Source organism: Inquilinus ginsengisoli, from assembly GCF_031453975.1.
In the GTDB taxonomy this organism is placed as follows: Bacteria; Pseudomonadota; Alphaproteobacteria; order DSM-16000; family Inquilinaceae; genus Inquilinus; species Inquilinus ginsengisoli_A.
This window is the reverse complement of record NZ_JAVDPW010000008.1, coordinates 180,358-203,802: the sequence shown is the minus strand read 5'-3', so window position 1 is coordinate 203,802 and position 23,445 is coordinate 180,358. Positions and strand designations below refer to the sequence as shown.

At 72.0% G+C, this 23,445-nt stretch carries 16 protein-coding genes; 11 read left to right on the top strand and 5 right to left on the bottom strand.

The genetic code is table 11. The annotated features are described in order from the left end of the window. The first annotated feature begins 36 nt into the window (after nt 1-36). The 3 genes from E9232_RS22760 to E9232_RS22750 all read left to right on the top strand — a co-directional run bounded on the left by E9232_RS22760 (nt 37) and on the right by E9232_RS22750 (nt 3,609). Nucleotides 37-1,290, top strand: a complete 1,254-nt coding sequence (locus E9232_RS22760; protein ID WP_309797795.1) for a winged helix-turn-helix domain-containing protein — start codon at nt 37-39, stop codon at nt 1,288-1,290. A gap of 133 nt (nt 1,291-1,423) precedes the next feature. Beyond that, entirely contained in the window at nt 1,424-2,578 is a 1,155-nt protein-coding gene (locus tag E9232_RS22755) for an alpha-D-ribose 1-methylphosphonate 5-triphosphate diphosphatase (protein ID WP_309797794.1), read from the top strand. Between the two features lie 128 nt (nt 2,579-2,706). Then, nucleotides 2,707-3,609 (top strand): c-type cytochrome, encoded by a 903-nt coding sequence (locus tag E9232_RS22750; protein ID WP_309797792.1) that lies wholly within the window; start codon nt 2,707-2,709, stop codon nt 3,607-3,609. Here E9232_RS22750 and E9232_RS22745 read toward each other — a convergent pair. Together E9232_RS22745 and E9232_RS22740 are read right to left on the bottom strand one after the other, a co-directional pair. Beyond that, nucleotides 3,578-4,822, bottom strand: a complete 1,245-nt coding sequence (locus E9232_RS22745; protein ID WP_309797789.1) for an MFS transporter — start codon at nt 4,820-4,822, stop codon at nt 3,578-3,580. The two genes, E9232_RS22750 and E9232_RS22745, sit on opposite strands and share 32 nt — an antisense overlap. Before the next feature lie 114 nt (nt 4,823-4,936). Continuing rightward, nucleotides 4,937-7,930: an AfsR/SARP family transcriptional regulator gene (locus tag E9232_RS22740; protein ID WP_309797788.1), complete on the bottom strand. Its 2,994-nt coding sequence runs from the start codon at nt 7,928-7,930 to the stop codon at nt 4,937-4,939. 337 nt (nt 7,931-8,267) lie between these two features. Between E9232_RS22740 and E9232_RS22735 the strand changes: the two genes are divergently transcribed. The 3 genes from E9232_RS22735 (at nt 8,268) to E9232_RS22725 (ending at nt 14,259) form a co-directional block, all read left to right on the top strand. Continuing rightward, nucleotides 8,268-10,562 carry a calcium-binding protein gene (locus E9232_RS22735; RefSeq protein WP_309797786.1) on the top strand — a complete coding sequence of 765 codons (2,295 nt, stop codon included), beginning with the start codon at nt 8,268-8,270 and terminating at the stop codon, nt 10,560-10,562. 306 nt (nt 10,563-10,868) lie between these two features. Further along, complete coding sequence (locus tag E9232_RS22730; RefSeq protein WP_309797784.1) at nt 10,869-12,983, top strand: calcium-binding protein; 2,115 nt, start codon at nt 10,869-10,871, stop codon at nt 12,981-12,983. Nucleotides 12,984-13,095: 112 nt separating this feature from the next. Beyond that, a complete protein-coding gene (locus E9232_RS22725) occupies nt 13,096-14,259 on the top strand; it encodes a serine hydrolase domain-containing protein (protein ID WP_309797782.1) in 1,164 nt (387 codons plus the stop codon). Nucleotides 14,260-14,311: 52 nt separating this feature from the next. Here E9232_RS22725 and E9232_RS22720 read toward each other — a convergent pair whose 3' ends face one another. Beyond that, entirely contained in the window at nt 14,312-14,770 is a 459-nt protein-coding gene (locus E9232_RS22720) for a c-type cytochrome (RefSeq protein WP_309797780.1), read from the bottom strand. Between the two features lie 235 nt (nt 14,771-15,005). On the opposite strand from E9232_RS22720, the gene ykgO reads away from it, so the two are divergent. The 4 genes from ykgO (at nt 15,006) to E9232_RS22700 (ending at nt 18,520) form a co-directional block, all read left to right on the top strand. After that, nucleotides 15,006-15,131 (top strand): type B 50S ribosomal protein L36, encoded by a 126-nt coding sequence (gene ykgO, locus E9232_RS22715; RefSeq protein ID WP_138893229.1) that lies wholly within the window; start codon nt 15,006-15,008, stop codon nt 15,129-15,131. Between the two features lie 189 nt (nt 15,132-15,320). Further along, on the top strand, nt 15,321-16,808 hold the full coding sequence (locus E9232_RS22710; RefSeq protein ID WP_309797777.1) for an FAD-linked oxidase C-terminal domain-containing protein: 1,488 nt from the start codon (nt 15,321-15,323) through the stop codon (nt 16,806-16,808). 211 nt (nt 16,809-17,019) lie between these two features. Then, nucleotides 17,020-18,195 carry a glycolate oxidase subunit GlcE gene (glcE, locus tag E9232_RS22705; protein WP_309797775.1) on the top strand — a complete coding sequence of 392 codons (1,176 nt, stop codon included), beginning with the start codon at nt 17,020-17,022 and terminating at the stop codon, nt 18,193-18,195. A 67-nt stretch (nt 18,196-18,262) separates the two neighbouring features. Continuing rightward, nucleotides 18,263-18,520 (top strand): GlsB/YeaQ/YmgE family stress response membrane protein, encoded by a 258-nt coding sequence (locus E9232_RS22700; RefSeq protein ID WP_309797773.1) that lies wholly within the window; start codon nt 18,263-18,265, stop codon nt 18,518-18,520. A gap of 51 nt (nt 18,521-18,571) precedes the next feature. Here E9232_RS22700 and E9232_RS22695 read toward each other — a convergent pair whose 3' ends face one another. Then, the gene (locus E9232_RS22695; protein ID WP_309797771.1) at nt 18,572-19,225 is read right to left on the bottom strand and encodes a hypothetical protein; all 654 of its coding nucleotides are present in this window, start codon (nt 19,223-19,225) and stop codon (nt 18,572-18,574) included. A gap of 151 nt (nt 19,226-19,376) precedes the next feature. Here E9232_RS22695 and glcF point away from each other — a divergent pair, with 151 nt between their 5' ends. After that, nucleotides 19,377-20,681, top strand: a complete 1,305-nt coding sequence (glcF, locus tag E9232_RS22690; RefSeq protein ID WP_309797769.1) for a glycolate oxidase subunit GlcF — start codon at nt 19,377-19,379, stop codon at nt 20,679-20,681. Between the two features lie 20 nt (nt 20,682-20,701). Here glcF and E9232_RS22685 read toward each other — a convergent pair whose 3' ends face one another. After that, nucleotides 20,702-23,260, bottom strand: coding sequence for a penicillin-binding protein 1A (locus E9232_RS22685; RefSeq protein ID WP_309797768.1), 2,559 nt, complete (start codon nt 23,258-23,260; stop codon nt 20,702-20,704). Nucleotides 23,261-23,445: the final 185 nt, after the last annotated feature.

The following is a 23,445-nucleotide window of genomic DNA, read 5'->3' as shown; positions in this document are numbered from 1 at the left end:
TTGCCCGATCCCGGCTTGCATGTTCTCGTATCGTTCATGTCCGAGCCCACGCCCCTCACCATCGCCAATGCCGACGCGCGGCGGCTGTTCCTCGACCTCCACGCCCTGTCCGACCCGCCGCTGGGCCGGCTGACGGCGGACGGCGCCCAGGCGCTGGTCGACCGCATCGGCTTCGTCCAGATCGACAGCATCAACACGGTCGAGCGGGCGCATCACATGATCATGTTCGCCCGGCGCCACGGCTATGCCCAGACCCAGCTGCCGCGGCTGGTCGAGAAGACCCGCGGCCTGTTCGAGAACTGGACCCACGACGCGTCGCTGATCCCGACCCGCTTCTTCCCCTACTGGGGGCGGAAATTCGCGGACGAGCACAAGCGCTTCGTCTCCAGCCGCTGGTGGGCCGAGGCCGGGCCTGACTTCCCGAAGGTGATGGACCAGGTGCGCGACCGGGTGGCGGCCGAAGGCCCGCTGTTGACCCGCGACTTCGGGGAGGAGCGGGTGCGCCCGTCCGGCGGCTGGTGGGACTGGACGCCGTCGAAGATGGCGCTGGAGTTCCTGTGGCGCACCGGCGTGCTGGCGGTGGCGCGGCGCGAGAGCTTCCAGAAGGTCTACGACCTGACCGAGCGGGTGATCCCCGAGACCCATCGCGCCGCCGCACCCGATCCGGAGGAGGTGGTCGACTGGGCCTGCCGGTCGGCGCTGGAGCGGCTGGGCGCGGCCCGGCCGGGCGAGATCGCCGGCTTCTGGGACCTGATCAGCATCCGCGAGGCGGAGCAGTGGTGCGACCAGGCGGCCCGGCGCGGCGATCTGTGCGTCGTCCACGTCCAGGGCGCGGACGGCAAGACCACCGCGGCCTTCGCCTTCGCCGACATCGAGGCGCGGCTGGCCGCGGCGGCGCCGGCGCCGGACGTGCTGCGGGTGCTGTCGCCCTTCGACCCGGTGATCCGCAACCGCCAGCGGCTGGAGCGGCTGTTCGGCTTCGACTACCGCTTCGAGGCCTTCGTGCCCGAGGCCAAGCGCCGCTGGGGCTACTACGTCTTCCCGATCCTGGAGGGCGACCGCTTCGTCGGCCGCATCGACATGCGGGCCAAGCGCGACAGCGGCGACCTGGCCGTGGCCGGACTCTGGTGGGAACCGAAGGTGCGATCCAGCAAGGCGCGGCAGGCCCGGCTGGAGCGGCAGGTCGAGCGCATCCAGCGTTTCGCCGGGGTCGAGCGCGTGGTCTGGCCCGAGGCAAAATCGACGCGGCCGGGCGACAGTCATCAATTCGTCGCAAAGGTCAGGGCATAAGGGCGCCGCGAAAGCGGAGTCGCACACCAGCCTTTGCGGCATGGCCGGGGCCGCCCATATCAGGGCGGCGTTGCCGGCCGGTGCGTGCGGGCGCGCGGCAGACCGAAGCGGAAGAACAAGAAGGACCGGACCCATGGCGGGTGACCTGATCGTCGCCAATGCGCGGATCGTGACCGCGGAGGCCGAGCTGACCGGCAGCCTCGCCGCCGCGGGCGGCCGCATCACCGGCCTGGACGAGGGCGCGACCGGGCTGGCCGGCGCCGTCGATTTCGAGGGCGACTACCTGCTGCCCGGGCTGGTCGAGCTGCACACCGACCATCTCGAGCGGCACTACACGCCGCGGCCCGGCGTGCGCTGGCCGGCGGTGACCGCGGTGATGGCGCATGACGCCCAGGTGGCGGCGGCCGGCATCACCACCGTGTTCGACGCCCTGGCGCTGGTCGGCGGCCGCAGCGGCGAGGACCGGCTGGAGACGCTGCGCCCGATGGTCGACGGCATCCGCCAGGCCCAGGCCGGCGGCATGCTGCGGGCCGAGCATTTCCTGCATCTGCGCTGCGAGGTCACCGAGGCCCATGTGCTGGAGCTGTTCGAGCCCTTTCGCGACGACCCGCTGGTGCATTTCATGTCGGTGATGGACCACGCGCCCGGCCACCGCCAGTTCGCCGACCTGGCCAAGTACCGCGAGATCTACAAGGGCATGCTCGGCATGACCGACGAGCAGCTGGACGCGCAGACGGCGTCGCGGATCGCGGCGTCGCGCACCTATGGCGTGACCAACCGCGACGCCCTGACCGCGATCGGGCGCGAGCGCGGCCTGCCGATCGCCAGCCATGACGACGAGACCCCGGCCCATGTCGCCGAGGCGGCGGCGCTGGGCATGGTGGTGTCGGAATTCCCCACCACCCTCGCCGCGGCCCGGGCGGCGCGCCAGCATGGGCTGCAGATCCTGATGGGCGCGCCGAACCTGGTCCGCGGCGGATCCCACTCCGGCAACGTCTCGGCCGGCGAGCTGGCGGCCGAGGGGCTGGTCGACATCCTGTCCTCCGACTATGTCCCGGTCAGCCTGCTGCACGGCGCCTTCACCCTGGCAGGGAAGGGTGGGGCGGACTCCGGCATCGGCCTGCCGGCGGCGCTGGCGACGGTATCGGTCAACCCCGCCCGCGCTGCGTCTCTCGGCGACCGTGGCCGGATCGAACCGGGGCTGCGCGCCGACCTGTTGCGCGTGCGGCTGGTCGATGGCGTGCCCGTCGTCCGCTCCGTGTGGCGCGAGGGTGAACGGGTGGCCTGAGGGCCGCTGGCGCCTTCTCGAGCGTGCTCCGGGCGCTCCCTGGCACGACTTGTCGCATCGCTGCGGAATAAGCAGGCGCGGCGGCAGATCGGGTTATAAGAACCAACCGCTTCGATCCGGAGGCCAGCATGCGCCAGCTCCCCGTCCTGACGGCCTTGGGCCTGATGCTTGCCCTCGGCCTGGCAGGGCCGGCCCGCGCGGCCGATCCGGTGCCGGCGGATCCGGCCTCGGCCGACCCGGTGGTGCGGGGCGCCTATGTCTTCGCCGCCGGCGGCTGCGCCGCCTGCCACACCGCGCCGGGCGCCGATGCCAAGCCGCTGGCCGGCGGCCGGGCGCTGAAGACGCCCTTCGGCACCTTCTACACCCCGAACATCACCCCGGATCCCGACACCGGCATCGGCAAGTGGAGCGAGGATGATTTCCGCCGCGCCATGCGGCAGGGCGTGTCGCCGCAGGGCGACGACTACTACCCCGCCTTCCCCTACACCTCCTTCACCGGCATCACCGACCGCGACCTCGACGACCTCTGGGCCTATCTACGCAGCGTCCAACCGGTGCATCAGGCCAACCAGCCGCATGAGCTGGGCTGGCCCTTCTCCTGGCGCTCTCTGCTGCCAGGCTGGCGCCTGCTCAACTTCACCGAAGGGCCGCCGCTGGTGGCGGTCGGCCAGTCCAGCGAATGGTACCGCGGCGCCTATCTCGTCCGCGTGCTCGGCCATTGCGGCGAATGCCACACCCCGCGCGACCTGCTGGGCGGCCTGAACTGGTACAGCCCGTTCTCCGGCAACCCGCAGGCGCCGGACGGCGACGGCAAGATCCCCAACATCACCCCGGACCCGAAACACGGCATCGGCGAGTGGAGCGACAAGGACATCGCCTATTACCTGGAGACCGGGGGCATGCCCGACGGCGACTTCGCCGGCGGTGCCATGGTCGAGGTGATCAAGAACGACACCAGCAAGCTGACCGACGGTGACCGCCAGGCGATCGCCACCTACCTCAAGAGCCTGACGCCGCTGCCGGGCCGGTAGCCCCGGCGAGCAGGCGGAGGGTGCCGAGCAGCACGGCCACCGACAGCAGCGTGGCCGCCCCGAACAGCAGGGCATAGCCGAACCGGTCCGCGATCATGCCCGACAGCACCGACCCCAGCAGGTAGGCCGCATACTGGGCGCAGGCCAGGATGGTGAAGTCGGTGCCCGGCTGGCTGGGCGTGGCCACGGTCATGAACAGGCTGAACAGCGCCACCAGCTCGGTGTAGCGGATCAGGGTCTGCAGCGCCGCGGCGCCGAACAGCAGCGGCAGCCCCGGCACCAGCCCGGCGGCATGCAGCGCGAAGACCAGGCAGGCCAGCACCCGCAAGATCCCGATCAGGCCCAGCGTGGCGGTGGCGCCGCGCCGCTGCAGCAACCAGGCCAGCAGCACCGTGCCGGCCAGGCCGGCGACGGTCGCCGCCGCGCCGGAGAGGTAGGCAATGGTGTCGAGGCCGACCTGGGCGTCGATCAGGTACGGCGCCTCCATCGGCTTCACCAGCCCCTCGCTGGCCCGGAAGATCAGGGCGACCCACAGGATGCGCCGGGCTTCCGGCCGCTGCAGGAACGCCATGACCCGGGGGCGGGGGCGCAGTGCGGACCCCTCCGCGATGTCGCTGTCCTCCCGCATCGCCGGCACCGCCGCCAGCGGCAGCAGGCACAATCCGGCGATGCCCAGCACCATGCCGGCCCAGCCGAACTGGTGGTACAGCAGCAGGCCGACGCTGCCGCCCAGCACCACGCCGGCCGCGGCCGCGCCGCTCTGCACCGCATTGCCCATCGGCCGCTGCCCGGGCCGCAGCGCCAGCGTGGCGAAGCCGTCGGCGGCGATGTCCTGGGTCGCGATCAGCATGGCGATGACGAAGGCGATCGGGATGAAGCCGGCGATGTCGCCGGGGCGGATCAGCAGCAGCGACAGCACCGTCAGCACGACGCCGACCTGGGTCAGGGCGATCCAGCCGGCCCGGTGCGCCCGGGCGAAGGGGCGCACCCGGTCGACCATCGGCGCCCACAGGAATTTCAGCACCCCCGGGATCGCCAGCAGGCCGAGGTAGCCGATGGTGGTGCGCGTCACCCCCTCCTGCCGCAGGATCGGCGGCATCGCCACCAGGAACAGCGAGGTCGGGATCGCCTGGGCGAGGTAGAGGCCGGTCAGGACCAGGAGGAGGCTTGGCCGCTCCGTGCCGGCGGGTCGGGACTCGGTCGCTATCGCCATTCCGGGCTCATCGGGCGTCATCCTGCCGGGACCGCGCCACGGGGCGGCGGCCGGCATCCTACAGGTGAATAGCGGGTCATGTCTCTCGCCGGGCGCGTGCAGCCCGGCCGGCGGTCAGCCCGGCAGCAGCGCGTCCAGCGGCGGCGGCAGCCGCAGGTCCGGCGTCACCGCGCGCAGGCGGCCGGCGCGCAGCGCCGTGGCGGGATCGGCCGGATCCTGCGCCAGCAGCAGCTCGGTCGCCGCCGTCGCCAGCAGCGTCCGCAGCGCGGCCCGGGCCTCCGCGACCGGCGGCAGCGGGATCCCCGGCAGCAGCGGCCCGCGCGTCAGGCCCAGGGCCAGGTCCAGCGCCGCCAGCCGGCCGGCGGCCTCGGCCGCGCCGTCCTGCACCGTCGCCAGGGCGGCCCGCAGCCGCGCCACATCGGTCCGCACCTGGTCGCGGGCCAGGGCGACGCGGTCGTCCTCATGGCGGATGGACGGCGTCCCGATCAGCTTGCGCAGTCGGTAGATCGCCGACCGCAGCGCCGGGATGGCACGGTCGCCGTCCAGCTCGGGCCACAGCGCGTCGGCCAGCTCGCCCTGGGCCCAGCCTTCGTCCGGCCCGGCGATCAGGCACCACAGCAGCTCCATCGGCTTGCGCTGCGCCTTGGTGGTGCCCATGGCGATGCGGGCGCCGTCGACCTGCACGGTGAAGCCGCCCAGCGCGCGGATCTCAACCGCGAAGGGCCACAGCTCATGGCCGCCGCCTTCCGGCGGCGGCAGCCGCCACAGCGCGATCACCCGGCGCGTCGCCTCGACCTCGGCGCCATGTGCCAAAGCGTGGTCGGCCAGGCGGGCCAGCAGCGGCCGGTTCATCCCGGCGATGCGGCGCAGGCCCAGGCGGCCGATCGCCTCGGCGACGCGGTTCCAGGGGCCGGCGACGTCGCCGCCAGCGGCCAGGGCCAGGAAGGCCTCGGCCAAATCGGCATGCAGCAGGAACACGGCGTTGCCGGTCTGCGCCGCAACCTGCCGCAGGGTCTCGACATGCGGCCGCGCCGCCTCGTCCCCTTCCATGGCGAAGGCGGTCGCCAGCAGCAGGCTCTGGTTGGCCACCTGATGCGGGCCGCCATAGCGCCGGGCATAGTCCATCGCTTGGCCCGCCTCGGCGACCGCGGCCGCGGTGTCGCCGGCGCACAACGCCACGAAGGCGCGCAGATGGTGCTGCCCGATGAAGTCGGTCCGCCGCCAGCGCTGTTGGGCGCAGGCGGCGTAGCGCTGCAGCATGGCCTCGGCGGCGGGGCGGTCGCCGGCCGTGGCGACGGCCTGGACGATGACCCAGAAGGCATTGGTCAGGCGGTGCGACACGCCGCGGTCGCCGGCATAGGCCACCGCCTCGTCCGCCAGCCGGCGCAGCGCCTCGTCGTCGCCGTCGCGATAGGCCTGGGCCAGGGCGCCGTAGTACCAGGTCATCACCGCCAGCGGCGCCATCTCCGGCTGGCGCGCCAGGGCGTCCAGGCTGTTCAGGAACGGCCGCGCCGCGCCCAGGTCGCCGCGCCACCAGATCAGGTAGTTGACCAGCACGCTGCCCAGCAGCAGCTGCGTGGTCTGCGGCAGGAACGGCAGCGCCGTCTCGATATGGCGCTGCGCCTGCGCCACCTCGGGGTGGCTCGGCCAGCCGATCAGGATCGCCATGCAGCGGGTCATCGCCAGGGTCTGTCGCATCGCCTCCGGCAGGGCGCCCAGCCGGGGCAGGACGTCGTCGATCTCGCCGACCAGCCGCGGCAGCTCCTGGAAATCGAAGAAATCCGACAGCACCGCCCGGGTCTCGCCGCTCAGCGCCCAGGCGTAGGCGGCCGGCTCCGCCTCCGGCGTCAGCGTCCTGCGGATCTTGCTCAGGCGCTGCTGCGCCTGGCGCGGCTCATAGGGCATCAGGGCATAGGCCAGCCAGATGCTTGGCAGCGTCCCGGCCGCGACGGCGGGCGGGAACAGCTCGATCGCCTCCCGCAGCTCCTGGTTGCGCCCGGCCAGCGACAGCGCCGGCGCATGGCCCAGCACCAGCCGCAGCGCCTCGTCCTCGGCGCCGCAGGCCAGCAGCAGGCGCGCCGCCGGCAGCACCTGCATCTGGCGGCCCAGCACCCGGGCGGCCCTGATCCGGGCCTCGCCCAGCGCCGCCGGCGGCAGCCCGGCCTCGGCCTCGCGCACCAGCGTCGCCTGGAAGGCGTCATGCTTGCGCAGGACGTTGTCCGCCAGGCGCGAGACCAGGCCGCCGGCGCCGGCCAGCCGGTCGAGCGCCGCGGCGGCCTCGGCGCCGCCGATCTCGGCCCAGTCGGCGGGGGCGCCCTGCTGCAGGAAGGCGGTGTCCAGCAGCGCCTGCCGGTCCGCCGCCGCATCGCGCCCGGCCGCGCCGGCGCCCAGCAGATGCGGCCAGGCCGCCGCCAGGATGCCGGCGATCCAGCCGCCGGACCGGCGCAGGCAGGCCAGGAACAGGTCGTGCGACAGCGCCGCACCGCCCGGCAGGTCGCGCGCGAAATCCGCATGCTCCGCCGCGGTGACGCGCAGGTCGGTGATGGTCACCGGTGGGGAGGCGAAGGATGCGGGCGGGTCCAGGCGCGACAGGCACAGGATCCGGTCCTCCGGCCCCAGCGCCGCGGCCAGCACCGGCAGCAGCGCGATGGTCACCGCCTCGGCCGGCGCATGGTGGACGTCGTCGAACACGATCAGGCGCGGGCCGGCCCGGCGGCTTGCCGGCGCCGCGTCCAGCCAGCGCCGCGCCTGGGCGCCGATCTCGGCGAAGGCCTGCGGCGTCGGGTCGGGCGGGATGTCGGCGCCGAAGCCGTGCGGCAGCCCGAGGAAGCCGCCCAGCGTGGCGAAGAAGCGCAGCGGGTCGGCATCGACCTCGTCCACGTCGTACCACAGAACCTGGGCGCCGGCCTGGCCCCAGGGGGTGCGGGCCCAGCTGGCGGCCAGGGCGGTCTTGCCCGCCGCGGGGGGTGCTACGATCCATAGCAGGGATTGCGGCGGGGCCTGGTCCAGCAGGTCGAGCAGCCGGGTGCGGACGACCAGGCCCTCGGCCGCGGGCGCGCGGCCCCGGTCCGCGGCGCCGATGTCGTCCCGCCGGCCCAATGCCTGCATGTCCGGGCCTTCCCGATCCCCGCAATTTCGTGGTGCCGGATGATCGTTAAAATTCGTCGCACCGGCAATCCGTGATGCATCGGTGACGGGGTTGCGCGCCCCGCCCCCGTATCCTACCCGGATATTCCGGCTTCGACCGGGGCATCAGGATCGACGAGTTCGAGGGCACGGTCCGGGATGGCGGCGGCATCAATGCCGAGCTGCTGGACGGCGGCGCCGGCATCGACACCACCAGCTACTCCACCTCCGCGGTGGGGGTGACGGTCGTGTGGCAGACGAGAGGCCCCGCCACCGCCGGGCGGAAAGCATTTTCCAAGCGATTGCAGGGAGACACGTCATGGCCAACTACACCTTCACCGTCGACGGGCCCGAGACCGGCTCGGTCGGCCCCGGCGAATTCGCCATCGTCAACGACCTCGCCTTCTTCGACACCACCGACACCGTGACCGGGGCGGCGAACGCCACCCTCGGCTTCGGCATCGGCGGCAACCTGGTCCTGGCGCTGACCGGCTATGCCGGGATCACCGGCTTCGGCATCGTCAACGCCCAGGCCACCGGCAGCGTCGACCTGACCATCGGCCAGGACTTCTACGACGCCAATGTCGCCGCCGGGGCGCATCTCATTGTCCAGGGCACCGCCCAGGGCGGCACCGTGACGCTGAACGCCGGCGGGCTGGCCGGCGAGCGGCCGGTGGACCTGATCTCCTTCTCCGCCGGGAACGACGTGCTCACCGGCGGGGGTGGCGGCGACAACCTCTATGGCGGGGCCGGCGCCGACCAGCTCGACGGCGGCGCCGGCTTCGACCTCGCCCGCTACGACAACGCCGCCACCGGGGTGGTCGCCAACCTGCAGACCGGCGTCAACCAGGGTGATGCCCAGGGTGACATCTACACCAGCATCGAGGGCATCGTCGGCTCCGCCTTCGACGACAAGCTGACCGGCAACGCCGTCGACAACACCCTCATCGGCGGCGCGGGCAATGATGGCCTGTTCGGGGGTGGCGGCGCCGATCATCTGGTCGGCGGCGACGGCCTTCTCGATGTCGCCTCCTACAGCGACTCCACAGCCGCGGTGACGGTCGACCTGTCGCTTGGCACCGGCCATGGCGGCGATGCCGAGGGCGACACGCTCTCCGGCATCGAAGGGTTGGACGGCTCCGCCTTCGACGACAGCCTGATCGGCGACGGCGGCGCGAACCTGCTTGCAGGCGAAATGGGCGATGACAGGCTGGTCGGCGGCGCCGGCGACGACACCCTCATCGGCGACAGCGATCTTTCGGCGGACAACGGCAATGACGTGCTGGCCGGCGGCGCCGGCGCCGACCGCCTCTACGGCGATTTTCCCGGAGGCTCCGGTGACACCGGCATCGACACGGCGGATTACTCCGCCTCGGCCGCCGGGGTCACGGTCGATCTCATTTCCGGCACCGGCCATGGCGGCGATGCCGAGGGCGACACGCTGTTCCAGATCGACAACCTGGTCGGCTCGGCCTTCGCCGATCATCTCACCGGCGACGCCACCGCCAATGGGCTGTCCGGCGGGGCGGGGAACGACACCCTGCGTGGCGGGGCCGGGGCGGACGCCCTGGATGGCGGCGACGGGTCGGATTTCGCCAATTACCAGGGCTCCGCGACCGCGGTGACCGTCGACCTGCAGGCCCACACCGTCAGCGGCGGCGACGCCCAGGGCGACACGCTGACCAGCATCGAGAACCTCTACGGCTCCAGCAACGACGACCATCTGACCGGCGACAACGCCCGCAACGTCATCGGCGGCGAGAACGGCAACGATGTCCTGGTCGGGAATGGCGGCGACGACGCCATGAACGGCGAGGCGGGCGGCGACAGCCTCGACGGCGGCGACGGCAACGACCGTCTCGTCGGCGGCGCCGGGATCGACACCATCCATGGCGGCACCGGCGCGGACTCGGTCGATGGCGGCAGCGAGAACGACATCATCTTCGGCGATGCCGGCAATGACGGCCTCTATGGCGGCACCGGCAATGACCAGATCGATGGCGGCGACGGCAACGATGTGCTCGAAGGCGCGGCCGGCGCGGATGCCCTGACCGGCGGCGCGGGGATCGACACCGCCAGCTACGCCAGCTCGGCGGCCGGGGTGACGATCAGCCTGGCCGGCGGCGCCGGCGTGGGCGGCGACGCCCAGGGCGACACCCTGGCCGGGATCGAGAACCTCGCCGGGTCGGCCCATAACGACGTGCTGACCGGCGACGAGACTGCCAACACCCTGTCGGGCGGGGCCGGCGACGATGTCCTGACGGGGGGCATCGGCGCCGACCTGCTGCAGGGCGGGGCCGGCAATGACAGCTTCGTCTACACCGCCATCGCCGACAGCACCGTGGCGTCGGCGGGCAAGGACACCATCTACGACTTCACCACCGGCGACCATATCGACCTCTCGGCGATCGACGCCGACGGCAATTCGGCCAATGGCGACACCGCCTTCAGCCTGATCGCCGGCAATTTCACCGGCCATGCCGGGGAGATGCTGGTGGTGACGGCGGGGGCGACCCAGGTGGTCTATGCCGACACCAATGGCGACCGCATCGCCGATTTCGCCATCAACGTCCGCGCCGACCATGCGCCGACGGCATCGGACTTCGTGCTGTAGCGCCTGGGACCTGTCGGATCGACCGGGGCGCCGCCTTCCCGACCGGAGGGCGGCGTCCTCGGCATTGGCGAGGCGGGCCGGACCGCGAAGGCCATGTACCGGTCTGGCGGAATCGCCTATATGTTTGTGCGTGCACAATTTTAGGAACATTCGCATTATCCCCGTCGACGCCTGATCATTGCTGAACCGCGGGCGCCGAGCTTTCTCGAACCGTGATCCTGCCGCCCGGCCCTCCTGAAGCCGGCCGCGATCGGCTTGGCCGCGCGGAAAGACGGGGTCGCCCGCATTGTCACCGGAGGCGATTTCATGACCCTTTTCACCGGCACCGCCAACCCCGACTACATCTTCAGCGCGACCGATTCGGTGGTGGTGCCGCCCGGCGCCGACGCCACGATCCTGGACCTGTCCGGCGACGACCAGCTGAACGGCCTCGGTGGCGACGACTTCATCCTGGCCGGCGCGGGCAACGACATCGTCGATGGCGGCGACGGCAGCGACCAGCTCGACGGCGGCACCGGGGACGACCTGCTCCGCGGCGGGCTGGGGCCGGACGTGCTGACCGGCGGCGACGGCATCGACACCGCCGACTACAGCACCAGCCTCAAGCCGGTCGAGGTCGATCTGTTCTTGGGCAGCGGCTCGGCCGGCGATGCCGAGAATGACGCCCTCACCGGGATCGAGAACGTCACCGGCAGCGCCGGCGACGACACCATCGACGCCGATGCCGGCGACAATGTGCTGACCGGGCTGGACGGCAACGACCTGCTGGTGGGGTATGAGGGCTCCGACACCCTGGTCGGCGGGGCGGGCGACGACATGCTCGCCGGCGACTACGAGCCGGGCGCGGGGGGCTGCGGCTGCGGCGACGGGCCCGACCTGCTGCAGGGCGGCGACGGCGACGACATCATCTATGGCGGCGGCGGCGCGGACGTCATGGAGGGCGGCGCCGGCAACGACGTGTTCGGCTTCCTCGACGCTGCCGAACATGTGGCGGGCGAGGTCATCGACGGCGGCGACGGCTACGATGTCGTCGTCTTCACCCCGCTGCCGGGAGGGGATCTGCTGCTGGTGCTGCAGGGCGACGACCTGCGCGGCATCGAGGAGATCGACATCGGTTTCCCCAGCGGCGGCGGCCCGATCGGGCTGCCGGCGCATCTGATGCTGCTCGGCGTGCAGTCCGACATCCTGATCGTGGGCAGCGACGACCGCAACGTGGTGACCTCCGGCGACGGCAACGACATCGTCCGCGGCTTCGGCGGCGACGATGTGCTGCTGGGGGGCCTGGGCAATGACAATCTCGATGGCGGCACCGGCAACGACCAACTCGACGGCGGGGCGGGGGACGACACGCTGATCGGTGGGGTCGGGGCCGATATCCTGACCGGGGGGGCCGGCACGGACATGGCCAACTACCGCAGCTCGGTCGCGGCGGTGACCATCGACCTGCTGGCCCACACCGTCAGCGGCGGCGACGCCCAGGGCGACGTGCTGACCGGCATCGAAGGCCTGTACGGGTCGCGGTTCGGCGACCAGCTCACCGGCGACGACGGCCGCACCATCTTCGGCGGCGGGCTCGGCGACGACGCGCTGGCCGGGAACGGCGGCGACGATGTCCTGAACGGGGAGGCCGGCAACGACACCCTCGATGGGGGTATCGGCAATGACCGGCTGGTCGGGGGTGCCGGCATCGACATCCTCCATGGCGGCGCCGGCAACGATTCGGTCGATGCCGGCAGCGAGAACGACCAGGTCTTCGGCGAGGCCGGCAACGACAGCCTCTATGGCGGTGCCGGCGACGACCAGATCGACGGCGGCGACGGCAACGACGTGCTGGAAGGGGCGGCCGGGGCCGACCTCCTGACCGGCGGCATCGGTGTCGACACGGCCAGCTACGCCAGCTCGGCCGCCGGGGTGACGGTCAGCCTCGTCACCGGCGCCGGTACGGGCGGCGACGCCGAGGGCGACACCCTGGCCGGGATCGAAAACCTGTTCGGCTCCGGCCAGGCCGACGCGCTGACCGGCGACGGCGGCGTCAACACGCTGTGGGGCGGGGCCGGCGATGACCTGCTCACCGGCGGCGGCGGGGGCGACCTGCTGAAGGGCGGCGCCGGCAACGACAGCTTCATCTATCTCGTGATCGGCGACAGCACGGTGGCGGCGGCGGGCAAGGACACCATCTTCGACTTCACCACCGGCGACAAGATCGACCTGTCGGCGATCGACGCCAACGGCCCCGCGGCCGGCGACGGCGTCTTCATCTTCGGTACCGGGCCGCTCACCGGCGTGCCCGGGGAACTGCGGGTGGCGACCATCGGCGGGGTCCAGCTGGTCTATGCCGACACCAATGGCGACCGGCAGCTCGACTTCGCCATCAACGTCATCTCCGACCATACCCTCACGGCCGCCGATTTCGTGCTGTAAGGGGGTGGCAAGGGGACTGGGCCGGGCCAGCCGTCTTCGCCTAGAGTGGGGTCGTCGCAGCCAATGCGGCGGCGCCCGCCCGCCGGCCGGGCGAAGAAACAGGGACCCAGGGATGGCGGTCGAGACCGAGGATGCGGCGCCTGAGGCGACGCTGGCCAATTGGCGGCAAGCCCCCTACAGCCGCTGGGGGTTCCGCAACGTCCGCCGGCTGGTGCCGGTGGCGGAGATTCCGCGCGGCGACGCGGCGATGTGCCTGCGGCGCGGGCCGGCGCTGGATCTCGACCGTGTCGCCGTGCCGGGCGGCGCCTCGGTCGCGGGGCTGCTGGCCGACAGCGACACCGACGGCTTCCTGGTGCTGCATCGCGGGTCGGTGGTGGCCGAGCACTATGCCCACGGCCTCGAGGTGCGGGCCCCCCACATCGTCTTTTCCGTCAGCAAGTCGATCACCGGCGCCATCGCCGGCATCCTGGTCGATCGCGGCGAGCTGAACCCCGACGCGCTTGTCACCGCCTATGTGCCGGAGGCGGCGGGGTCGGCCTATGCCGATGCCACCGTGCGCCACGTGCTCGACATGACCGTCGGCATCCGCTTCGTCGAGGACTATGTCGACCCTGCCGGCGACGTCGCCCGCTACCGCGTCGCCATGGCCTGGAACCCGCCCAGCGAGGTGGCCCGCGGCGGCGACCTGCACGGCTTCGTCGCCGGGCTGGCGGCCGATGGCAGCCGCCATGGCGAACGCTTCCATTACGTCTCGCCGAACTCCGACATGCTCGGCTGGATCCTGGAGCGCGCCGCCGGAATGCGCTTCGCCGCGTTGATGGACCAGATGCTGTGGCGGCCGATGGGGGCGGAGGCGGACGCCTACATCACCGTCGATCGGCTGGGCGCGCCGCGCACCGCCGGCGGTCTGTGCATGACCCTGCGCGACCTTGCCCGGATCGGCGAGATGATGCGCCAGGACGGCCGGGCCGCCGGCCGCCAGATCCTGCCGAAGGCCTGGGTCGACGACATCCTCGACCGCGGCGACCGCGAGGCCTGGGCGCGCGGCGACATGACGGGGCTGGCGCCGCAGGGGCGCTATCGCAGCCAATGGTATGTGCCGGGGCCGGGCCGGGACGTGGTCTGCGCCATCGGCATCCACGGCCAATGGCTGTATGTCGACCGCGCCGCCGAGCTGGTCATCGCCAAATTCTCGTCGCAGCCCCTGGCGGTCGACGACGCGCTCGACCACCGGCTGCTGGCCGGCTTCCGCGCGATCGCGCAGGCTTTGAACTGATGGAATGAGGGAGTTGGGTTCGCCTGAGGCGAACCCAACCTGCGGCGGACTGCTAGCTCTTCTTCTGGCGATAGGTCTCGTGGCAGGCGCCACAGGCCTGGCCGACCACCGGGAAGGCGGCCTTGACCTTGGCGGCGTCGCCGGCCTGGGCGGCCGCGTCCAGGGCCGTGATCGCGTCCTGGGCGCCTTTGACCTTGGTCTGGAAATCGGCCCAGTTGGTCCAGATCTCCGGCTTGGCCGCGCTCTTGCCGACGCCGACGGCGGTGCCTTCCGGGAACAGCGCCAGCAGGTTGGCGCTGGCCCCCGCCATCTTGGCGGTCGCGGCCTTGACGTCGTCGATCGACCCCTGGCCGTCCTTGACGAAGGCGGTCAGGGTCTTGGCGCCGGCGCCGAAGGTCTTCATCGTATCTTCGCGCTGGGTCACCACCTCCTCCGGCGTCGCCGCCCAGGCGACGACGGCGCCGCAACTGACAATGGCGGCGGTGATGGCCGCAAACTTCCACGAACGCATGGTGCCTCCCGATGGGTGGGTGCCGGTTCGGCAAAGAACAGGGCGCGAGTATGCTGGAGAAGCGGTTGAAATCGCCAGCCCGTTCGCGCCCCTTTCGCCCGTTCGCTGCGAGGTGTCGCGGGGTTTCGCAGGTGGTTGACAGGGGAGGGGCCTGACACTATGTTCCGCGCCTCGAATTCCGGCCCGCGAGCTTGCGCTCCCGGCGGCGCCGGCGCTGCCGCATGGGATTGAAGAAATGAAAGTCGCGAACTCGCTGAAGACCCTGAAGACCCGCCACCGTGCTTGCCGCGTGGTGCGCCGCAAGGGCCGTGTCTACGTCATCAACAAGGAAAACCCGCGCTTCAAGGCGCGCCAGGGCTGATTTCAGCCGTTCCTTGTGGCCAGCCGGCCCTTGTGGCCGGCGCCTGCAGACCAAGCTGAAGGCCGTGTCTCCGGACGCGGCCTTTTGCTGTGGCCGGCCGCGATCGAGGTCCCTTGCCGGATCGGTGCTGCCTTCCTATCGTCCGGACTTCCTATCGTTCCGATAGGGGGCCGACAGGAGGTCCCGCCGATGAAGATGCCCATCCCCGATGCCGCCATCCTGGCGCGGCGCGAGGAGATTGCCGCCGCCCTGCGCGCCATCGTGCCGGGCGAAGGCGTGATCACGGCGGAAAGCGAACGCCGCGCCTATGAATCCGACGGGCTGACCGCCTATCGCACCCTGCCGCTGGTGGTGGTGCTGCCCTCGACCACCGAACAGGTCTCGGCGGTGCTGCGCACCTGCCAGGCGATGGGGGTGAAGGTGGTGCCGCGCGGGTCCGGCACCTCGCTGTCCGGCGGCGCCCTGCCGCTCGAGGACGGCGTGCTGCTGGGCCTGGGCAAGTTCAGCCGGGTGCTGGAGGTCGATCTCGACAACCGCTGCGCCCGGGTGCAGCCGGGGGTGACCAATCTCGGCATCACCAACGCCGTCGCCCATGCCGGCTTCTACTACGCGCCCGACCCGTCCAGCCAGATCGCCTGCTCGATCGGCGGCAATGTCGCGGAGAATTCCGGCGGGGTGCACTGCCTGAAGTACGGGCTGACCACCAACAATGTGCTGGGGCTGGAGATCGTGCTGATCGACGGCACCATCCTGCGGCTGGGCGGCAAGCACCTCGATTCGCCGGGCTACGACCTGATCGGCGTGCTCACCGGCTCGGAAGGGCTGCTCGGCGTGGTCACCGAGGTGACGGTGCGGCTGCTGCGCCGCCCGGCGACCCAGCGCGCGGTGCTGATGGGCTTCCCGTCGTCCGAGGCCGGTGGCGACTGCGTCGCCCGCATCATCGGCGCCGGCATCATCCCGGGCGGGCTGGAGATGATGGACAAGCCGGCGATCCATGCCGCCGAGGCCTTCGTCCATGCCGGCTACCCCCTGGATGTCGAGGCCCTGCTGATCTGCGAGCTCGACGGGCCGGAGGCCGAGGTCGACCACCTGATCGAGCGGGTCGAGGCGATCGCCCGCGACTGCGGTGCGGTGTCGTGCCAGGTCAGCGCCAGCGAGGAGGAGCGGCTGCGCTTCTGGGCCGGGCGCAAGGCCGCCTTCCCGGCGGTCGGCCGCATCAGCCCCGACTATTACTGCATGGACGGCACCATCCCGCGGAAGCGCCTGACCGAGGTGCTGTCGCGGATGCAGGAGATGTCGCGCCGCCATGGCTTGCGCGTCGCCAATGTCTTCCATGCCGGCGACGGCAATCTGCACCCGCTGATCCTCTACGACGCCAATGTGCCGGGCGAGCTGGAGCGCGCCGAGGAGTTCGGCTCCGACATCCTGCGGCTGTGCGTCGAGGTCGGCGGGGTGCTGACCGGCGAGCACGGCGTCGGGGTCGAGAAGCGCGACCTGATGGAGGTGCAGTTCGGGCCGGAGGACCTGGCCCAGCAGCAGCGCCTGAAATGCGCCTTCGACCCGGACGGGCTGCTGAACCCGGGCAAGGTGTTCCCGACCCTGCACCGCTGCGCCGAGCTGGGGCGGGTGCACGTCCATCACGGCGAGACCCGCTTCCCCGATTTGCCGCGGTTCTGATGATTGCTGCCGAGGACATCTCCTCTCTCCTGAGTCCCCCCTCCCCTTGCGGGAGGGGGGTAGGGGGAGGGGGTTGTCGATCGAAGATCACAATCCAGCCGGCCTGCTCCGTGTCGAGAACATCAACTCGGCCGTGGCTCTTGCTGCCCGAACCCCCTCCCCCAACCCCCTCCCGCAAGGGGAGGGGGGACTCGATCGCGATGTGCCCCTCATGACCGAGACCCTGAAGCCCGCCAGCGAAGACCAGGTGCTGGACGCGATCCGCTGGGCGGTGGCGGAGGAGCGGCCGCTGGAGCTGGTCGGCCGCGGCAGCAAGCGCGGCTTCGGCCGGCCGGTGCAGGCGGCCCATGCGCTCGACCTCTCCGGCCTCGCCGGGATCGAGGTCTATGAGCCGGAGGAGCTGGTGCTGACCGCCCGGGCGGGCACGTCGATGGCGGAGATCGAGGCGGCGCTGACCGCCCGCGGCCAGGCCCTGGCCTTCGAGCCGGCCGATCTCGGGCCGCTCTATGGCGGGCCGGCCGGCGCCGGCACGCTGGGCGGCGTCGTGGGCTGCAACCTCTCCGGGCCGCGGCGGATCAAGGCCGGGGCCGCACGCGACCATGTCCTGGGCATCGAGGCGGTGTCCGGCCGCGGCCAGGCCTTCAAATCCGGCGGGCGGGTGGTCAAGAACGTCACCGGCTACGACCTGCCGAAGCTGCTGACCGGCGCCTTCGGCACCCTGGCCGCCATGACCCGGATCACGGTCAAGGTGCTGCCGGCGCCGGAGACGGTGCGCACCCTGGCGGTGGCCGGGCTGGACGACCGCGCCGGCGTCGCCATGCTGACCCGGGCGCTGACCAGCCCCTATGAGGTCTCGGGCGCCGCACATCTGCCGGCCGGGATGCTCGGCGAATCGGCCCGCAGCCTGATCCGGATCGAAGGCTTCGGCCCGTCGGTCGACAGCCGGGTCGCCGCGCTCTCGGCGCTGCTCGGCGATGCCGGACCGCTCTCCGTCCTCGACCCGGGCGAATCGGTCGATCTGTGGCGCGGCATCCGCGATGCGGCACCCTTCGTCGGCGATGGGCGCGCAGTGTGGCGAGTGTCGGTGGCGCCGAATGCCGGGCCGCAGGTCGCGGCCGCCGCGGGCGGTGCGTATTACTTCGACTGGGGCGGCGGGCTGGTGTGGATCGCCACGACGCCTGAGGGCGATGCCGGCGCGGCCGCGATCCGGGCCGCGGTGGCGGCGGCGGGCGGCGGGCACGCCACCCTGGTACGGGCGCCGGCCGGGCTGCGCGCCGCGGTGCCGGTGTTCGAGCCGCAGCCGCCGGCGCTGGAGGCGCTCAACCGGCGCGTGCGCGACGCCTTCGATCCCCGGGGCATCCTGTCGCCCGGCCGGATGACCGCCTGAAACAGGATCGGCAACCTCGGGCCTGATTGCGGGTTATGCTGAAGCGCGACACTTTCGGGGGAGCACCATGGGCATCATCATCACCATCATCATCGGCTTCGTGATCGGCCTGGTCGCGAAATTCCTGATGCCCGGGCGCGACCCGGGCGGGTTCATCATCACCATCCTGCTGGGCATCGCCGGGTCCTTCGTCGGCGGTTGGCTCGGGCAGCAGTTCGGGATCGCTCCGGAAGGCGGGTTCGGGAAGTTCGCCCTGGGCGTGGTCGGGGCGATCGTGCTGCTGATCATCTACCGCGTCATCGCCGGCCGCAGCAGCGCGGCCTGAGGCGGCCTGAGAGGGGGCGCGATCCTCGGGGACCGTGCCCTCCTTCCCTGCCTAAGGCGCCGCCTTCGCCAGATGCGCGTAGGGCTCGCCGCGGCGCGGCTGCAGCGCCTGCGCCGCATTGGTATCGGCGTGGCTGACCCGCATCAAGGTTGGCGTGCCGTCCGCCGCCAGCTCCACCGTCGCGAACACCATCTCGCCGCACGGCGCCGGCCAGCCGATCGGCCGAACCCCGGCCAGGGTGGTCGCGGCATAGGGCGAGCAGTCCGAGGCGATATCGACGCTGGCCCCCGCCGGCTTGCCGTCGACGAAGCGCCAGATCGCGACCTGCTTGCCGGCTTGGTCGTACACCGCCGACGGATCGCCGAAGCGGGCCTGCAGCGGGGCCAGCGCCGCCTTGGCCGTGCGCGGCCCGCTGGCGTCGAGGTGCAGGGTCTCGGCCACGGAGTATAGTTTGTTGCCCTGCTCGGGCGGGGTGAACTGCAGCAGCAGCGTGTCGCTGTCCGGCCGCGCTGCGGCCACCAGCCCGGTCCAGCGCGCCGCCTCGAAGGCCACGGCCTGGCCGGAATAGGCCGAGGCCTGCTGCGGCGTCTGCCCCAGCGCGATGTCCTGGATCACCAGCCCGCCGGCCGGTGCGGCGCCCGAAATGGCCGGCTCGGCCAGGAACAGGGCGACGGGCAGGGCGTGGCGCATCCGCATGATCTTCATCAACGGCCTCCTGTCTTCGGCGCCGTCTGCTGCGGCGCGTGCAGGCGAGCCTACTAACCCCCATGCCGGTTGACAATGCGAATCACAGTGTCCGCCGGGTTCCCTTCGCGCCGGGCCGCAGGCTAGTGTCGCGCAGCGATGGAGGGTTCGGGTGCAGACACATTTTTCGCTGGCGCAGCTGGCCGATGCCGACACGGCGGAATCGGAGAAGATCCTGCGCGCCTGCGTGCATTGCGGCTTCTGCCTCGCCACCTGCCCGACCTACCAGGTGCTGGGCGACGAGCTCGACAGCCCGCGCGGCCGCATCTACCAGATCAAGTCGATGCTGGAGACGGGCGGCCCGGCGCCGGCCAGCGTCGCCAAGCATCTCGACCGCTGCCTGTCCTGCCTCGCCTGCATGACCACCTGCCCGTCCGGCGTGCACTACATGCATCTGGTCGACCATGGCCGCGCGGTGGTGGAGGAGACCTATCGCCGGCCGCTGCGCGACCGCGCTCTCCGGGCGCTCCTGGCCACCATCCTGCCGCGGCCGCGGCTGTTCCGCCTGGCGCTGATCGGGGCCGGGCTGGCGCGGCCGGCGGCGCCGCTGCTGTCGCGCCGGCTGCGCGCGATGCTGGCCCTGGCGCCGCGCCGGCTGGCGCCGCCCAGCCCGGTCGACCGGCCGCAGGTGTTCGCGGCGCAGGGGCCGCGGCGGCGGCGCGTGGCGCTGCTGTCCGGCTGCGCCCAGACCGTGCTCGATCCGGGGCTGAACGAGGCGACCATCCGGCTGCTGACCCGCCATGGCGTCGAGGTGGTGGTGGCCCGGGGCGCCGGCTGCTGCGGGTCGCTGACCCACCATATGGGGCGCGAGGATGCGGCCCGGGCCTCGGCCCGCGCCAACATCGAGGCCTGGAGCCGCGAGGCCGAGTCCGGCGGGCTTGACGCCATCGTCATCAACACCTCGGGCTGCGGCACCACGGTCAAGGATTACGGCCACATGTTCCGCACCGACCCCACCTGGGCCGGACGGGCGGCCAAGGTCTCGGCCCTGGCCCGCGACGTCACCGAGCTGATGGACGAGATCGGGCTGAACCCGCCCTCGACCGCGACCGGCCAGGCGGTGGCCTATCATTCCGCCTGCTCGATGCAGCACGGCCAGCGCATCGCGGCGCCGCCCCGCCGCCTGCTGGCCGCCGCCGGCTTCGCGGTGCGCGAAGTGCCGGACGGGCATCTCTGCTGCGGCTCCGCCGGCACCTACAACCTGCTGCAGCCCGACATCGCCGACGAGCTGCGGGCGCGCAAGGTGCGGGCGGTGGAAAGCACCGGGGCGGCGATCGTCGCCGCCGGCAACATCGGCTGCATCACCCAGATCGGCCTCGGCACGGATCTGCCGGTGGTGCACACGGTGGAACTGCTGGACTGGGCCACCGGCGGCCCCCGGCCGGCGGGCATCAAGGATGGCGCCGAGGCGGCCTGAGCGAAGCGGTCAGAGCGGGCTCAGTACAGGCCGCCGGTCCCGGTCAGCGCGTCCTGGCTGGTCTCGCCATAGGTGTCGACGACCGGCGGCGGGCCGGGCTCGGTGCCCGGGCGGAACGCCTCCATGATCACGTCCGGCCCGCTGCCTTCGGCGGCATAGCCGCTGCGGCGGTCGACATAGGCGAAGCTGACGCCGGGCGGCACGGCGAAGTTGCCGGGATCGCTGCCGGCCAGGGCGTCCTTGATGAAGTCGCTGAAGATCGGCACCGCGATCGACCCGCCGGTGGCGCCGGCGCCGAGGGTGCGCGGCTTGTCGTAGCCGACGAAGATGCCGACCGCCAGGCGGGGCGAGAAGCCGACGAACCAGGCGTCGTTCGAATCATTGGTGGTGCCGGTCTTGCCGGCCAGCGGCAGGCCCAGCCCGGCGAGGCGGGCGGCGGTGCCGCGCTGGGTCACGCCCTGCAGGATCGAGATCATCTGGTAGTTGGCGATCGGGTCGTCCAACTGCTGGCCGAGCGGCCGCACCGGGGCGGCCTGGCCGGTCCAGGCCGGGGCGGCGCAGGGCACGCAATCCGCCCGGGCCGGCGTCACGCCGCCCTGGACCAGGCTGCGGCCGTCGCGGTCCTGCACCCGCTCGATCAGGTACGGGCTGATGTGGTAGCCGCCATTGGCGATGGTGGCGTAGGCGGTGGTCAGCTTCAGCGGCGTGGTCTCGCCGGCGCCCAGCCCCATCGAGGGGTACAGCGGCATGTCCTTGTAGACGCCGAAGGCCTCCGCGGTCTCCTTGACCGGCTGCAGCCCCATCTCGACCAGCAGGCGCACGGTCATGACGTTGCGCGACCGCTCGACGCCGGAGCGCAGGGTGGCGACACCGATGTAGCCGCCGCCGTAGTTGCGCGGGCGGTAGCGGGCGACGCCTTCGCCCTGGTCGACCGAGAGTGGCGTGTCGTACAGCAGGCTGGACGGGGTGTAGCCGTGCTCCAGCGCCGAGAGGTAGACGAAGGGCTTGAAGGCCGATCCGGGCTGGCGCTTCGCCTGGGTGGCGCGGTTGAACTCGCTGAGCGAGAAGTCGAAGCCGCCCGACATCGCCAGCACCTTGCCGGTGAAGGGGTCGACCGCGACCAGCGCGCCCGACACCTCCGGCACCTGGCGCAGCGAATAGGCGGCGACCGCGACGGCCGACGTCTTCTCCGACGGCCGCACCCAGATCACGTCGCCCTTGGCCAGCACGTCGTCGGCGCCGTTGACCTGGCGGCCCAGGCGGCCGTTCTCCACCCGCCGGGCCCAGCCCAGGTCGCCGCGGTCGATGCGGCCCTGGCTGCCGTCCTCCAGCCCGACGGTCGCGGCCTGGCGGTCGACCTCGAGCACCACGGCGAGGTTCCAGCCGTCGATGTCGGCGGGGCGGTCGATGCCGTTGAGGAAGCGCTGCCACACCGGGCGCGTGTCCTTGGGCGTCGCGACCACGGCCGGCTTCGCCTCATGCTCCGGCAGATGAACGCCCATGGCCGACAGCGCGCCCAGCAGGCGGCCCTGCTGCGGCGGGGCCGGCTCTGCGGCCGGCGGCTGGGCGGCCTCGGCCTGGGCCACTTCCTGGGCGGCGGCCGGCAGGTCCAGCATCGCCGAGATGTTGGCGATCGGCCCGCGCCAGCCGCGGTTGCGGTCGAACCGCTCCAGCCCGGCGCGCAGCGCCTGGTCGGCCATGCGCTGCAGCCGCGGGTCCAGCGTGGTGCGGACGGTCAGCCCGCCGCCGTAGAGCTGGTCGTTGCCGTAGCTCTTGCGCAGCGACCGCCGGACCTCCTCGGCGAAATAGGGGGCGTGCACCGTCTCCAGCGGCGCCTGGGCGCGCACCGCCAGCGGTTGGGCCTTGGCATCGGCCGCCTGGGCAGCGGTGATGGCGCCATCCTGGGCCATGCGGTCGAGCACGTAGTCGCGGCGCGTCCGGGCTGCCTCCGGCCGGGTGATCGGGTTGTAGTTGTTCGGCGCCTTGGGCAGCGCCGCCAGGAACGCCGCCTCGGACAGCGACAGCTCGGCCGGCGGCTTGCCGAAATAGCGGGCCGAGGCCGCACCGATGCCGTAGGCGCCGCGGCCGAGATAGATCTCGTTGAGGTACATCTCCAGGATCTGGTCCTTGGAGAAGTCGCCCTCGATCTCGAAGGCCAGGATCAGCTCGCGGATCTTGCGCAGGGCGCTGACCTCGTTGGTCAGCAGCAGGTTCTTCGCCACCTGCTGGGTGATGGTCGAGCCGCCTTCGAGGCGCCGTCCCTTCCGCAGATTGCGGATGTTGGCGACCATGGCGCGGGCCAGGCCGGCGGGGTCGACGCCCAGATGGTGGCGGAAATTCTGGTCCTCGGCCGAGATGAAGGCCTGCACCAGATAGGGCGGCAGGCTGGCGATCGGCACCACCACCCGGTTCTCGACATAGTATTCGCGCAGCAGCGACCCGTCCGCGGCATAGATGCGCGTGGTCTGCAGCGGCCGGTAGGCGGCGAGCTGGCCGGCATCGGGCAGGTGCAGCTCAGGCCCCGCCGTGGCGGTCAGGAGCTGCAGGAGGACGGCGGCGACGGAGAAGCTGGCGGACATGCGGGCGGTTCATCGATCCCAGGGCGGTTCTTACTAAACGCATGAGCGGCGAATCGGAAACGCCTTCTTCTTGATGATGCCATGCGGGTGGGGCGGAGTGGCCTGGATACCGGGCCCAGCATCGCGCACGCCTCGGGCTTTTTGAAGGCGGTGGGGCCTTGCCCCTTCACCGGGGCCGACAGCCG